General features: G+C 63.6%; 15 protein-coding genes. 8 read left to right on the forward strand and 7 right to left on the reverse strand.

What is annotated here, in order from left to right:
- Positions 1-53: 53 nt before the first annotated feature.
- A complete protein-coding gene (locus EYB42_RS00495) occupies positions 54-1,595 on the reverse strand; it encodes a trimethylamine methyltransferase family protein (protein ID WP_135447026.1) in 1,542 nt (513 codons plus the stop codon).
- A 216-nt stretch (positions 1,596-1,811) separates the two neighbouring features.
- Here EYB42_RS00495 and guaA point away from each other — a divergent pair, with 216 nt between their 5' ends.
- Complete coding sequence (guaA, locus tag EYB42_RS00500; RefSeq protein ID WP_135447028.1) at positions 1,812-3,386, forward strand: glutamine-hydrolyzing GMP synthase; 1,575 nt, start codon at positions 1,812-1,814, stop codon at positions 3,384-3,386.
- A gap of 123 nt (positions 3,387-3,509) precedes the next feature.
- Here guaA and EYB42_RS00505 read toward each other — a convergent pair whose 3' ends face one another.
- Together EYB42_RS00505 and EYB42_RS00510 are read right to left on the reverse strand one after the other, a co-directional pair.
- Entirely contained in the window at positions 3,510-3,884 is a 375-nt protein-coding gene (locus tag EYB42_RS00505; RefSeq protein ID WP_240783901.1) for an outer membrane protein, read from the reverse strand.
- Positions 3,871-4,104: a hypothetical protein gene (locus EYB42_RS00510; RefSeq protein ID WP_135447032.1), complete on the reverse strand. Its 234-nt coding sequence runs from the start codon at positions 4,102-4,104 to the stop codon at positions 3,871-3,873. Before EYB42_RS00510 ends, EYB42_RS00505 begins: the two co-directional genes overlap by 14 nt.
- Positions 4,105-4,266: 162 nt before the next feature.
- Between EYB42_RS00510 and EYB42_RS00515 the strand changes: the two genes are divergently transcribed.
- The 7 genes from EYB42_RS00515 to EYB42_RS00545 all read left to right on the forward strand — a co-directional run bounded on the left by EYB42_RS00515 (position 4,267) and on the right by EYB42_RS00545 (position 10,689).
- The gene (locus tag EYB42_RS00515) at positions 4,267-5,163 is read left to right on the forward strand and encodes a DMT family transporter (RefSeq protein WP_135447035.1); all 897 of its coding nucleotides are present in this window, start codon (positions 4,267-4,269) and stop codon (positions 5,161-5,163) included.
- 80 nt (positions 5,164-5,243) lie between these two features.
- Complete coding sequence (locus EYB42_RS00520; RefSeq protein WP_135447037.1) at positions 5,244-6,341, forward strand: outer membrane beta-barrel protein; 1,098 nt, start codon at positions 5,244-5,246, stop codon at positions 6,339-6,341.
- A gap of 98 nt (positions 6,342-6,439) precedes the next feature.
- Positions 6,440-7,300: an ATPase gene (locus EYB42_RS00525; protein ID WP_135447039.1), complete on the forward strand. Its 861-nt coding sequence runs from the start codon at positions 6,440-6,442 to the stop codon at positions 7,298-7,300.
- A gap of 36 nt (positions 7,301-7,336) precedes the next feature.
- A complete protein-coding gene (gene metA, locus EYB42_RS00530) occupies positions 7,337-8,254 on the forward strand; it encodes a homoserine O-acetyltransferase MetA (RefSeq protein WP_135447041.1) in 918 nt (305 codons plus the stop codon).
- A complete protein-coding gene (locus EYB42_RS00535) occupies positions 8,244-9,161 on the forward strand; it encodes an alpha/beta fold hydrolase (RefSeq protein ID WP_135447043.1) in 918 nt (305 codons plus the stop codon). The genes metA and EYB42_RS00535 overlap by 11 nt, the downstream gene beginning before the upstream one ends.
- A 41-nt stretch (positions 9,162-9,202) precedes the next feature.
- Positions 9,203-10,075: a polyphosphate kinase 2 gene (gene ppk2 / locus EYB42_RS00540; protein ID WP_135447045.1), complete on the forward strand. Its 873-nt coding sequence runs from the start codon at positions 9,203-9,205 to the stop codon at positions 10,073-10,075.
- Positions 10,042-10,689, forward strand: a complete 648-nt coding sequence (locus tag EYB42_RS00545; protein WP_135447047.1) for a TetR/AcrR family transcriptional regulator — start codon at positions 10,042-10,044, stop codon at positions 10,687-10,689. The genes ppk2 and EYB42_RS00545 overlap by 34 nt, the downstream gene beginning before the upstream one ends.
- Before the next feature lie 225 nt (positions 10,690-10,914).
- On the opposite strand, the gene EYB42_RS00550 is transcribed toward EYB42_RS00545, so the two are convergent.
- The 4 genes from EYB42_RS00550 to EYB42_RS00565 form a co-directional block, all read right to left on the reverse strand.
- A complete protein-coding gene (locus EYB42_RS00550; protein ID WP_205909942.1) occupies positions 10,915-11,988 on the reverse strand; it encodes an ABC transporter ATP-binding protein in 1,074 nt (357 codons plus the stop codon).
- A gap of 23 nt (positions 11,989-12,011) precedes the next feature.
- Entirely contained in the window at positions 12,012-12,821 is an 810-nt protein-coding gene (locus EYB42_RS00555) for an ABC transporter permease (protein ID WP_135447051.1), read from the reverse strand.
- Entirely contained in the window at positions 12,818-13,687 is an 870-nt protein-coding gene (locus EYB42_RS00560; protein ID WP_135447053.1) for an ABC transporter permease, read from the reverse strand. Before EYB42_RS00560 ends, EYB42_RS00555 begins: the two co-directional genes overlap by 4 nt.
- A gap of 172 nt (positions 13,688-13,859) precedes the next feature.
- The gene (locus tag EYB42_RS00565; protein ID WP_135447055.1) at positions 13,860-14,120 is read right to left on the reverse strand and encodes a hypothetical protein; all 261 of its coding nucleotides are present in this window, start codon (positions 14,118-14,120) and stop codon (positions 13,860-13,862) included.
- Positions 14,121-14,157 lie beyond the last annotated feature (37 nt).

The following is a 14,157-nucleotide window of genomic DNA, read 5'->3' on the forward strand; positions in this document are numbered from 1 at the left end:
AAATAGAAAGGGGGCGGCCCTTGCGCCGCCCCTTCGCCCGGTTTAGCCGACGCTTAGATGAAGGCGTCCGGCATCTCGGCCTTGCGGGTCGCCACGAAGGCCTCCAGCGCCTCGCGGATGCCTTCGTCCAGCGCCGGGGGCTGGTAATCGCCAAGCAGCTTCTTCACCCGTTCGGCGGCCAGCGTCTGCGTGTCGCGGCTGCCTTCCTCGGCCCAGGTCTCGAATGGCTTGTAATCCAGCAGGTCCGACCGCCAGAAGGCTGTCTTGAAGTTGGCCTGGGTATGCGAGCATCCCAGGTAATGGCCGCCCGGCCCCACCTCGCGGATCGCGTCCATGGCCTGGCCGTTCTCGTCCATGCTGATGCCTTGTGCCAGATGGTGCAGCGTGCCCAGCTGGTCGGCGTCCATCACGAACTTCTCGTAGGACGATACCAGCCCACCCTCCAGCCAGCCGCAGGCGTGCAGCATGAAGTTCACCCCAGCCAGCAGCGCCATGTTCAGGCTGTTCGCCGTCTCGTAAGCCGCCTGCGCATCCGGAAGCTTCGAGCCGCAGAATGCCCCGCCCGACCGGTAGGGCAGGTTCATCCGCCGCGCCAGCTGCCCCGCGCCGTAGGTGATGTGCGCGGCCTCGGGCGTGCCGAAGGTGGGCGCGCCCGAGTTCATGTCGATCGAGGTCACGAAGGCGCCGAAGATCACCGGTGCGCCCGGACGGATCAGCTGCGAATAGGCCACACCTGCCAGCACCTCGGCCAGCACCTGCGTCAGCGTCCCCGCCACCGTCACCGGGGCCATGGCGCCGCCGACGATGAACGGGCTGATGATCGCTGCCTGGTTGGCCTTGGCATAGACCTCCAGCGCGCCCATCATGATGCCGTCGAAGGTGAGCGGCGAGTTGATGTTGATAAGCGACGTCATCACCGTGTTGCGGTCAACGAAGTCATCTCCGAACAGGATCTTCGACATCGCCACGGAATCTGCGGCACGCGAGGGTTCGGTGACGGACCCCATGTAAGGCTTGTCCGACAGCGTCATGTGCGCCAGCAGCATGTCCAGGTGCCGCTTGTTCACGGGAATGTCGGTAGGTTCGCAGACCGTGCCGCCGGAATGGTGCAGCCATTTCGACATGTAGCCCAGCTTCACGAAATTGCGGAAGTCCTCCAGCGTCGCATAGCGGCGACCGCCTTCCATGTCGCGCACGAAGGGGGGGCCATAGACCGGCGCCAGAACCAGATTGCGTCCCCCGATCTCGACATTGCGCTCCGGGTTTCGGGCGTGCTGGGTGAAGCTGGACGGCGCAGTTGCGCACAGCTTGCGGGCCAGACCTCGCGGGATGTGCACACGTTCGCCCTTCACGTCGGCACCCGCCTGGCGCCAACGCTCCAGCGCCTCGGGGTTTTCGACGAAGTTGACCCCGATCTCTTCCAGCACCGTCTCGGCGTTGTGCTCGATGATCTGAAGCGCTTCCTCGTTCAGGATCTCGAAGTTCGGGATGTTGCGCTGGATGAAGCGCGCGGTCTCGAAGCTGATCGCGGTGCGTTCCGCCCGGCGGCTTGCGCCGCCCCCACTGCGCGCCCGGCGCCCTGCCACTTCGTTCATCTAAGACCTCCGTCAGTTTGCCGCCCTTATGCCGCCAAACCTTGCCGTGCCGTCCCCCGTTTCCGTCACCTGCCAACCAAAAGCGACAAGAGCCGGCGGGGATTCCGACCTTTGCCTGCAGCGACCGACCCCTCCGACCGGGTCCGCGGGGCGTAACCCCGGCTCCGGGCCCCGCCACCCCCTTGCTTCGGCCGAAACCTCGCGCTACGCGGGCGCATGACCCAAGCCCATGACCGCCTTCTGATCATCGACTTCGGTAGCCAGGTGACGCAGCTGATCGCCCGCCGCCTGCGCGAACTGAAGGTCTATTGCGAAATCCACCCCTACAATCGGGTGGACCAGGCCTTCCTGCGCGACTTCGCGCCGAAGGCGGTGATCCTTTCGGGCGGTCCGGCCAGTGTGTATTGGGAGAGCGCCCCAATGCCCCCTGCGGGCCTCTTTGATCTGGGCGTGCCGATCCTTGGCATCTGCTACGGCCAGCAGGTGATGATGCACTGCCTCGGCGGCCAGGTCGAAGGTGGGCACGGCACGGCCGAATTCGGCAAGGCCTATGTCAGCCCCACCGAGCTGACCCATCCGATCCTTGCCGGCTGGTTCCCGCCCGAGGACGGCCCTCTGGCCCGCGAACAGGTCTGGATGAGCCACGGCGACCATGTCTCGAAGCTCGCCCCCGGTTTCCAGGTGCTGGGCACCTCGCCCAACGCGCCCTTCGCCATAACCGCCGACCCCGAACGCCATTTTTACGCCGTCCAGTTCCACCCCGAGGTACACCATACCCCCAAGGGCGCGAAGCTGTTCGAGAATTTCGTGCGCCTCGCCGGGTTCAGGGGCGACTGGACCATGGGCGCCTATAGGGAAGAGGCGATCCGCAAGATCCGGGAACAGGTGGGCGAGGCCAAGGTGATCTGCGGACTGTCGGGCGGGGTGGATTCGTCCGTCGCCGCCGTCCTGATTCACGAGGCGATCGGCGACCAGCTCACCTGCGTCTTCGTCGATCACGGGCTTCTGCGGCTGGGCGAGGCGGAACAGGTCGTCTCCATGTTCCGCGACCATTACAACATGCGCCTGATCCATGCCGACGAAAGCGATCTGTTCCTCTCTGCGCTGGAGGGCGTCAGCGACCCCGAGGTGAAGCGAAAGACCATCGGCAAGCTCTTCATCGACGTTTTTCAGAAACACGCGGCCGAGGTCGGCGGGGCGACCTTCCTTGCCCAGGGCACGCTTTACCCGGACGTGATCGAATCGGTCAGCTTCTCGGGCGGGCCCTCGGTCACGATCAAGAGCCACCACAACGTCGGCGGCCTGCCCGAGAAGATGGGGCTGAAGCTGGTCGAACCGCTGCGCGAACTGTTCAAGGACGAGGTGCGCGCGCTTGGCCGCGAGCTCGGCCTGCCCGAGGCCTTCATCGGCCGCCACCCCTTCCCCGGACCGGGCCTTGCGATCCGTTGCCCGGGTGAGATCACGCGGGAAAAGCTAGACATCCTGCGCCGGGCCGATGCGGTCTATATCGACCAGATCCGCCGCCACGGGCTTTACGACGAGATCTGGCAGGCCTTCGCCGCGATCCTGCCGATGCGCACCGTGGGGGTGATGGGCGACGGGCGGACCTATGACTATGCGCTGGCCCTGCGCGCGGTGACCAGCGTGGACGGGATGACCGCGGACTACTACCCGTTCAGCCACGAATTCCTGTCGGAAACCGCGACGCGGATCATCAACGAGGTCAAGGGCATCAACCGGGTCTTCTACGACTGCACATCAAAGCCGCCGGGAACGATCGAGCTGGAATAGCCCGGTTGCCCCCGGCCGGGCTTTGCCCACGGTCGGAACGCCGAAATACGACAGGGCCGCCCCATGGGGCGGCCCTTTGTGACCCGGAAACCGTCGGTCAAAGCGTGGATCCGTCGCCCGCGTTCAGAACCTGAATCCGCCGCGCAGGGTGAAGGTATTGATATCACCCTCGATATCAGACCCCTGATTGAAGTCGTAGAAGTCATACTGCCGGCGCAGATATTCCGCGCCCACGAAATAGCGCCCACCGAACTGGTAATCGGCGCCCAGGCCAAAAACCGTGCCTGTCTTGTCGATTGTCACCGTTTCATCCGACAGGAAGGATGCACGCGAAACTCCAAGCGTGCCGTACAGCAGAACATTGTGGAAGGTGTATCCGACACGCCCTTTCAGGTCGAGGAAGCGGGTATATTCATACTCGTCCTTGTAGCTGGTGCCACCGTCCGGTTCGACCTCGTATACCCCACCCTTCGATGCGGCCAGTTCAGCCCCGTACACAAGCGGTCCGTTGCCCCAGTTGTACCCGATGAAGGCGCCGAACGCGGCGCCCCTCCAGATCGTAGGTTACCGTGTCGCTTCCGTCGTAGTAGTTTCCCCCGTCATGTGTGGCCATCGACAGACCACCATAAAGGCCCGACCAGTCGGCGCCTTGGGCCGACGCCGATCCCGCGGCAGATGAAAGCGCAAGCGCCGCAGCGACAGAGATGAGATAACGCACTACTCGCTCCTCCAAGTTCACTTGAAATTGAAAACAGGTTAACAGATGTCTGTTGGCCTTGCATCAGCCCGAGAGACCGCAACTTTCGGGATGTGGCGCGAAATCAACATCGATCCCGGCGCCTCTGGACATTGCCGCCCGGCGCAGCGAGGGTCCGGCCTCATGACTCAGACCCACCACCCCCTTGCCGCCGCGCTCTGGATGACGGGTTCCATCGCGGCCTTCACCTCGATGGCCATTGCCACGCGCGAGATCGGGGGCGAGCATGACACCTTTGAAATCCTGGCCTACCGGTCGGTGATCGGCTGGCTGATCGTCGTCGGCGCGGCGCTTGCCTTGGGGCGGCAGGGTCAGATCACGGCTGACCGGCTGGGCAGCCACGTTCTGCGCAACCTGTTCCATTTCACCGGCCAGTCGCTGTGGTTCTGGTCAATCACCCTGATTCCGCTGGCCCAGGTCTTCGCGTTGGAGTTCACCTCGCCGATCTGGGTCATGCTGCTGGCGCCGCTGGTCCTTGGCGAACGGCTTACCCGATCGCGGCTTCTGGCGGCGGCCCTGGGTTTTGCCGGCATCCTGGTGGTCGCCCGCCCCGACTTCGCCGCCCTTGACCCGGGCATCATGGCCGCCGCCGGCGCCGCCTTCTTCTTCGCCTCGACGACGCTGATGACCAAGCGGCTGACCCGGAACGAGCCCATCATCGCGATCCTGTTCTGGCTGACGCTGATGCAGGCGGTTCTGGGTGGCGTCATGGTGCTGTGGGACGGCAGGGTTGCACTGCCATCACTGGCCACCCTGCCGTGGCTTTGCGTCATCGCAGTTGCGGGCGTGACTGCGCATCTCTGCCTGACCACGGCCCTGTCGCTGGCGCCGGCCAATGTGGTGGTGCCGGTCGATTTCGCCCGCCTGCCGATCATCGCGGCCATTGGCGCGGTGTTCTACGCCGAACCGGTCGAGGCCAGCCTGTTCCTGGGCGCCGGCCTGATCTTTCTGGGCATATGGATCAATCTGAACGCCGAAACCCGTGCGGACAGGCAACAGCGCAAGGTCACGAATCCGTGACGCGGCGTCATCAATTGACCGGTTTTCAACCTGCGCTTAGCGTTTCGGTCAGGGGAAATCTCGCAAATGGGATGGGGGAAATGAAACGTATTCTCTGCTCGGCCGCCGCGCTGGCGGCCGCTGCATCCGGGGCGCAGGCCGGGGGTGTCGAGCGTTCGACACAATCAGTCGCGATCCTGTTGGAGAAGGGCCGCTACGCGGAACTGAGCTTCGGGCATTTCGATCCGACGGTCACAGGCTCGGTTCTGGGCGGGCTGCTTCCTTCGGGCGACATGTCGTCAAGCTTCAATTCCTGGAGTCTCGGCTACAAGATGGACATCGGCGACCGGATGGCCCTTGCCGTCATCGTGGACCAGCCGATCGGCGCCGATGTGGCCTACCCCGGCACATTCGGACCGCTGTCCTATCCGCTTGCCGGAACAACCGCGACGCTGACGTCCAGCGCCGTCACCGCCCTGCTGCGCTACAGGTTCGAAAGCAACGTCTCGCTCTATGGCGGCCTGCGGTATCAGACCGTGCACGGCGAGGTGTCGATACCGCTGGTGTCGCATCCGGTATTGGGGGGCTACACGCTCGACACAAATGACGATTCCGAATTCGGCTATGTCGTTGGTGTCGCTTGGGAAAAGCCCGAGATTGCCGCGCGGGTGGCGCTGACCTACAATTCGGCGATCACGCATCAACTGGAGTCGCTTGAATTCGGCGTGGTGGCCGCCGGCTTCGAGACAGAGGTGCCGCAATCTCTCAACCTGGAATTCCAGACGGGCATCGCCAAGGACACACTGCTGTTCGGTTCGATCCGCTGGGTGGACTGGTCGGAATTCGTGATCGCACCGCCTGCCTATCTGCTCGCCACCTCGGGGCAAGCGTTGGTCGATTATCCGAACGATCGGGTGACCTACAATCTTGGCATCGGAAGACGCTTCAGCGAAAACTGGTCCGGCGCGGTGATCCTTGGCTATGAGCCGGCCGATGGCGAACTGACGGGCAACCTCGGCCCAACCGACGGGTTCAGAAGCGCGGGCCTTGCCGTCACCTATACGATGGACAGCCTCAAGATCACCGGCGGCATCCGGTATGTCGATATCGGTGATGCGACGACGAACCCGCCGGTCAGCGCAAGCTTCAGCGGAAACCATGGGCTTGGTGTCGGGATCCGCGTCGGCTACACCTTCTGAGCCTTGCGTACTGCCGCTGCAAACCCCGCCTTCTGGCGGGGTTTTTCGTTGTGAAGCCAAAGGCACGCGGCTAACACAGGCCGCGAAGAGGTGACGCGATGATATATGCTTCCGGCAAGGACTATCTGGCCGCCCCACGCAAGCGGGTGATGCTGTTCGGCATGTCGGGCCTGGGCAAGACCCATCTTGCCAACATGCTGCGCGACCAGGGGTCGTGGTTCCACTACTCGGTCGATTACCGGATCGGCACCCGCTACATGGGCGAATACATCGCCGACAATTTCAAGCGCGAGGCGATGAAGGTGCCGCTGCTTCGGGAATTGCTGATGACCGACAGCGTCTACATCGCGTCGAACATCACCTTCGACAACCTTGCGCCCCTGTCCACCTATCTGGGAAAGCCCGGCGACCCGGCACGAGGCGGCGTGCCCTTTGCCGAATACATGAAGCGGCAGGAACAGCACCGCCAGGCCGAAATCGCAGCTACCCTTGACACCGCCCGCTTCATCGAACGGGCCGAGGAGATCTACGGCTATCCGAATTTCGTCTGCGACACCTCCGGCTCGATCTGCGAGGTTGTGGAGCCGGACGATCCCGGCGACCCGGTGATGCGGCAGCTGTCCGACACGCTGCTTCTGGTCTGGATCAAGGGGTCCGAGGCGCATACGGCAGAACTGGTCCGCCGCTTCGATCGCGCGCCCAAGCCGATGTATTACCAGCCGGACTTTCTTCATGCGATGTGGGAAGAATACCGCGCAACCCACGATGTTACTGAAGAATCCTGCGATCCAGATCATTTCGTGCGCTGGACCTATGCCCGCGCGCTGGCACACCGCCAGCCGCGCTATGCCGCCATGGCGCGCTGGGGCGTCACCGTGACGGCGGAAGAGGTGTCAGCCGTGCGCACCGCCACAGACTTCGACGCTCTGATCGCCCGCGCGCTTGATCGTCAGGTCTGATCCCTCTACATCCACCGCTCCAGAAGGACGCGAAAGATGCCCATCACCCTGCCCGAGACCCTGCCCGCCTTTGAAGTTCTGCGGAACGAGGGCGTCATGGTCATGACGCCCGAACGCGCGGCGCGGCAGGACATCCGCCCGCTGCGCATCGGGCTTCTGAACCTGATGCCGAAGAAGATCCAGACAGAGAACCAGTTCGCCCGCCTGATTGGCGCCACGCCCCTGCAGATCGACCTGCAACTGATCCGCATGACGGAGCATCAGACGAAGAACACCGCGGCCGAACACATGGCAACCTTCTACCGACCCTTCCAGGAGGTGAAGGAAGAAAAGTTCGACGGCCTCATCATTACCGGCGCACCGGTCGAGCACCTGCCCTTCGAGGAAGTCACCTATTGGGGCGAACTGTGCGAAGTCTTCGACTGGACCCAGACCAACGTGCATTCCACCTTCGGCGTCTGCTGGGGGGGGATGGCGATGATCTACCATTTCCACCGGGTCCAGAAACACATGCTGCCGGCCAAGGCCTTCGGTTGCTTCCGGCACAGGAACCTTTGCCCGACATCGCCCTATCTGCGCGGTTTCTCGGATGACTTCGTGATCCCGGTCAGCCGCTGGACCGAGATGAAACAGGCCGAGATCGACGCCGTTCCGGGCCTGAAGACACTGCTTGGCTCCGACGAAGTCGGCCCCTGTCTGGTCGAGGATGCAGCGCATCGGGCGCTCTACATCTTCAACCACTTCGAATACGACAGCGACACGCTGAAACAGGAATACGACCGCGACGTGGCCAATGGCACGCCGATCAACGTGCCGGTGAACTACTACCCCGATGACAACCCCGCGATGCCGCCCCTGAACCGGTGGAGAAGCCACGCCCATCTTCTATATGGCAACTGGATCAACGAGATCTACCAGACCACGCCATATGACCTGAACGAGATTGGCCGCTAGCCTCCTCATCGCAGCCTTGACCATTGCCGGCGCCACGCACTGGCGCGCCTCGGCACGCGAGGCGGCGGCTCTGGCAGCCTATCCCCCGTCGGGCGATTTCATCCCTGTCGAAGGTCGGAAGCTGCATTACGAAATGGTCGGCAGCGGCCCCGATCTGGTGATGATTCACGGGGCCTCCGGTTCCCTGCGCGACCTCACCCATGCCTTGCGCGACCGGCTGACCGACCGGTTCCGCGTGACAGTGGTTGACCGCCCCGGCCTTGGCCATTCCGACCCGCTTGACGAGGTGTCGCTGCGCGCGCAGGCACGGCACATCGCGGCGGGGCTGGCGCGGCTTGGCGTCCGCAATCCCGTGGTTCTTGGACAAAGCTACGGCGGCGCGGTTGCGCTGGCCTGGGCGCTGGAGGGCGGACCGCGGTCGCTGGTTCTGGTTGGCTCGCCCTCGCTGCCCTGGCCCGGCACGCTTGACCCCTGGTACAGGGTCACCGCGACGAAACCCGGCCGGGCGCTGGCCGTCCCGCTGGCCTCGGCCTTCGTGCCGCGGGCCTATATCCGGTCTGCCACTGCCGATGTCTTTGCGCCGGACCCTGTTCCACCCGGTTATGAAGAACACCTGGGCATGCCGCTGATCCTTCGGCGTCAGTCCCTGGCCGCGAATGCCGCCCAAGTCAATGCTCTGCGCGCCGAACTGGTCGGGATGCAGCACCGCTACCGGGATCTGACCCTGCCGGTCGAGCTTATCCATGGCAGCGCGGACAGGATCGTTCCGATCGACATCCACTCACGCCCGCTTTCGCGGCTGCTGCCCGACGCGCGGCTGACCGTGATCAAGGGCGCCGGCCACATGCCACATCATTCGCACCCCGAAACGGTGATCACAGCCATCGACCGCGCCGCATTGCGCTGACCGGACCATTCGCCATACTGCGGCAAAACGGGAGGCCCAACATGACCCTGCCATTCGACGGTGCAATCAGCCGCTATTTCCGCGAAGGCGCACCCGAAGCCGTGCGCAAGGCCATCGAACAGGGCGGCAAGGACGAGATCCTGACAAGATCCTACCCCTATCGGGAAGAGATGAAGCGCAAGGACTATGACACCCACATGAGCGCGCTTCAGATCGAACTGGCCAAGATGCAGGCCGGTATCAAGGCCTCGGGCCAGCGGATGATCGTGATCTTCGAGGGGCGCGACGCCGCCGGCAAGGGCGGGACCATCAAGGTGGCGACCGAGAACCTGAACCCGCGGCAGGCCTATGTCGTGGCCCTGCCGAAACCGACCGAACGCGAAAGCCAGCAGTGGTATTTCCAGCGCTATGTCGACTGGTTCCCGGCACAGGGCGAAATCGCACTTTACGACCGCAGTTGGTACAACCGAGCGATGATCGAACATGTCTTCGGCTTCTGCACGCCGGACCAGCGCGAAAAGTTCTTCCGCCAACTGCCGGAATTCGAACAGATGATCGTCGATGAGGGCATCATCTTCCTCAAGCTCTGGCTGGAGGTCGGGCGCGCAGAGCAGCTGCGCCGCTTCCTTGCGCGGGAACAGGATCTTCTGAAGCAGTGGAAACTCTCGAAGATCGACGTGGACGGCCTGGCGAAGTGGGACGACTACTGCGCCGCCATCGACGAGACGATGAAGCGCACCCATTTCAGCAATGCACCCTGGACGGTGATCCTGTCCGACGACAAGAAGCGTGCCCGCATCGCCGCGATCCAGACGATCCTGGGCGCGGTGGACTATGCGGGCAAGGACGCGAAGGCCATCGGCAAGGTCGATAGCAGCATATGCGGCGGGCCGAAGCTTCGGCCGAAGGACTGACCTTGAAGCGCGGCTATCATCACGGAAACCTGCGGCAGGCCCTTGTCGAGGCCGCGCTGACGCTGATCGTCGCAAAGGGGCCGCAGGGCTTTACCCTGTCCGAGGCCGCAAAGGCGGCGGACGTGACACCGGCGGCCGTCTATCGGCATTTCGCGGGGCGCGACGACCTTCTGGCCGAGGTCGCGAGGCAAGGCTTCGACATTTTCGCGGCACTTCTGGAATACGCTTTTGACGAAGGCCGCCCCTCGCCGATTGCTGCCTTCGAGGCAACAGGTCGCGCCTATCTGGCCTTCGCACGCAAATATCCCGGCCATTATCAGGCCATGTTCGAAAGCGGGCTGCAGCCGGGAAAACATCCCGACCTTGCGCAGGTTGCCGCCAAGGCGCGGGCAACGATGGACCGGGCCGCAGACAACCTGGCGCGCGGCCTGCCCGCAGACCGGCGCCCGCCGGCCAGCATGATCTCGGCCCACGTCTGGGCCGTCAGCCATGGGGTGGTGGAACTGTTCCTGCGCGGCAATGGCGGCCCGCAGCCCTGGCCGCCCGAGGATCTGCTGGAAACGGCCATCGGCATCTATCTGCGTGGCCTGGGCCTGCTGGCCCCCGACCTCTGATGCGGCGCGGCCGTGCGGCCGCACAGCTTTCCACTCGTCGTCGCGCCTGCGCGCTCCTCCTCGGCGATGGGGGCATTCTGCCCCCAAGCCCCCTGAGAGCATTTGGAAAAGAGCAAGTGTGCTTGCTTCTTCCGAAACACTCCACGGGTGCGCGGGGGTATCAGACCCCCGCTTGGTCGAGCCGGTTGGCCGGAACGGCCAGAGGCGTGATGCAGGGGTGCAGCCCTAGCGGAACAGCACCAGCGCCGAGGGACTCCAGGCCACGCGCACCTTCTCTCCCACATCCAGAACCGGACGTCCGGGAACGTTTCGCATGGACAGACGCACCTCGACATCAGTGCCGCCAAGATAGACATCGTAATAGGTCATGTCGCCGAAATAGATCACCTCGTCGATGACCCCGGCAGTCTCGCGCTCGATCGCCTTCTGGTCGTCATAGAGCAAGGTCATCGTCTCTGGTCGAAGACCCACGACCGGGCTTTCCCCTTTCGCGGCTGGCGCCGCCGAAGCGTCGATGGTGACCCGACCAAGCCCCTTGGCCTCTACCTCCACCTTGTCACCGCTTTCCGAAAGCACCTCGGCCGGGATGAAGTTCATCGTGCCGATGAAATCGGCGACCTTCTTCGAATTGGGCCGGCGATAAAGGGTTTCGGGATCGGCAAGCTGGGCAATCTCGCCTTCGAACATGACGGCAATGCGGTCGGACATGACCAGCGCCTCCTCCTGGTCGTGCGTCACCAGGATGAAGGTGATGCCGACCTGGCGTTGCAGCTTGATCAGCTCAACCTGCATGTGTTCGCGCATCTTCTTGTCGAGTGCCGACAGCGGCTCGTCCAGAAGCAGGACCTTGGGCTTCAGGATCAGCGCGCGCGCCAGCGCCACCCGCTGGCGCTGCCCACCAGACAGCGCATGCGCCGCACGATTGCCGAAGCCCTTCAGCCCCACCATCTCAAGCGCCTCGGCCACGGCGCGGGCCTTTTCCTGCTTAGAGCGTGGATCCTTGCGCAGCCCGAAGCCCACGTTTTCAGCGACCGTCATGTGCGGAAAGATCGCATAGGACTGGAACACCATGTTCGTGGGGCGCACGTTCGGCGGCACGCCGGCCATGTCCTTGCCGTCTATCATCACGACGCCCGAGGATATATCCTCGAACCCGGCGATGGTGCGCAGAAGCGTGGTCTTGCCACAGCCCGAAGGCCCGAGCAGCGAGAAGAACTCCCCGGCCTTGATCGTGCCGTTGATCCCCCGCAGCGCGTGGTAGTCGCCGTAGTACTTGTGGACATCCCGGAACTCGATCATCGTCGGGCGGTCGTCGGAAAAGGTCACAGGAAGCCTCCGGTATCTTTGCCGCCGGCCTTGGCGATGCCACGGCGACGGAAATACTCGGCCACGCCGAGCAGGATGATCGAGAACAGGACCAGCACCGTCCCCAGCGCCAGCATGGACGGAACCTTGGCCGGAAAGCGGAACTGGCCGAAGATATAGACCGACAGGATCGGCTGGCCCGAACCCAGGAAGTTCGCGATGATGAACTCATCGAACGAGATGGTGAAACAGATCAGGAAGCTGACCAGAATCCCGGGCATGACCAGTGGCAGGATGATCAGCCGGAAGGTCGACCACTGCGTTTCGCCCAGATCCATCGCCGCCTCTTCCAGAGAGCGGTCAAGTGACTGGAAGGCCGAGGTCAGGATCGCCACGGCAAAGGGAGTGCAGATCAGCGTCTGGCCGATGATCACGGTCAGCAGGGACAGCGTGATGTTCAATGACAGAAGCACGACCAGAAGCGCCATGGCCACGATCATTTCGGGCAACACCAGGGGCAGCATGATCAGCCCCATCAGCGGTGCCTTGCCCGGAAAGCTGTAGCGAACCGAGGCGCGGGCAGCGAAAATGCCCAGCACGGTGGAAAGGGAGGCAACCGAAAGCGCGATGATCAGGCTGTTCTTCGCCGCATTGCGCAGGTTCACGTCGCCCAGCATCTCGGAAAACCAGTTCAGTGTGAACCCGGTGAGTGGAAAGGCGACCACCCGGCTGTCGTTGAAGGCAAAGATCGGCAGCAGGATGATGGGGCTGTACAGAAACAGCAGATAGGCCAGCGTGAAGCCGCGCAGGATCGGAGCCTTCTTCATTTCTGCCCTCGCAGGAAACGGCGGTTCAACAGGACGAAGGCGATGCTGACGATACCCACCATCGTCATCGAGGCCACGGCAAAGGCCGACCCCTGCGGCATGTTCTGCAGGCGCAGGAGCTGCGTCTCGATGAAGTTGGCGATCATCGGCTCCTTGCCGTCGCCCACCAGACGCGGGGTCACATAGTCGCCGACTGTCGGGATGAAGACGATCAGCGCAGCAGCAATGACGCCCGGCATCGAAAGCGGCAAGGTCACGCGCAGGAAGGTGCGCCAGCGCGTCTCGCCCAGGTCCTGGCCGGCCTCCAACAGGCTGCGATCGACCTTCTCGAGGCTCACGAAGACAGGCAGAACGGCAAACGGCGCATAGGCGTGGGCCAGAACGAAGATGATCGCCGGGATCCCGTAGCTGGCAAAGTTCAACTGGGTATCCATGATCCCCAGCGAAATCAGCGCGCGGTCCAGAACACCGTCATAGCCCAGGATCACGAACCACAGGCTTACGCGGATGATGTAGCTGGTCCAGAAGGGAATGGTGATCAGGAACAGCCACAGGCTTTTCCGTTCCGGCCTGACATGGAAGCTGACGTAGTAGGCGACAGGATAGGCCAGCAGGACAGTGATCAGCGTCACCGTAAGCGCCACCATCAACGACTTGAACATGATGAAGCCGTAGACCGGCTGCGACCACAGCCGGGCATAGTTCTCGATGGTCAGCGGCAGCGCCACCACGCCGCGGCCGCCCGTCATCACCGAATACACCAGCACGGTCGCCAGAGGCACAGCCAGAAGAAGGATGACGTAGATTGCCGTCGGACTGATGAGCTTGAGGCCCGCCCTGGCCTCGGACTTAGGCGTCGCAGCCATGTTTCCCCCTGTCCTGCCCACGCCATTCTACCCGGCGCGGTACCCGGCCCCGCTATTTGATCAAATCTAGCCCGACGCACCCCGCCAAGGCAAGAGGGCCATCGCAGGCCACGACAACCGGTGCCGGAAGGCGGGCGCCTTCCGGGCATCCGGTCGCGGGCCGGGGGCGGACCTAGCCTGCCACGCGTTCAATGGCAATGGCGCGTTTCTTCAGCTCATCGTAAAGCGTCGGCACGACGCGGACAGAGCTGACCGCCACGCGCAGCGCATCGGCAATCCGTGCCTCGGACGGGTCGTCGCCAGCCACGCGCCAGACCATGCGCCGCGCCACGCCGTCGTCATAGACAATCTCGGTCGTGCCCTTGCGCGTCTTGCGCCAGCCAAGAAAATCTGCGCCCCCATGGGGCGCATGAAAGGTCGATTGCAGGCCCATTTTCGGACTCTCGCCATATCCGCTCGTGACCCGACTT

Origin of the sequence: Tabrizicola caldifontis (assembly GCF_004762095.1) — a bacterium.
GTDB classification, from domain to species: Bacteria; Pseudomonadota; Alphaproteobacteria; order Rhodobacterales; family Rhodobacteraceae; genus Tabrizicola; species Tabrizicola caldifontis.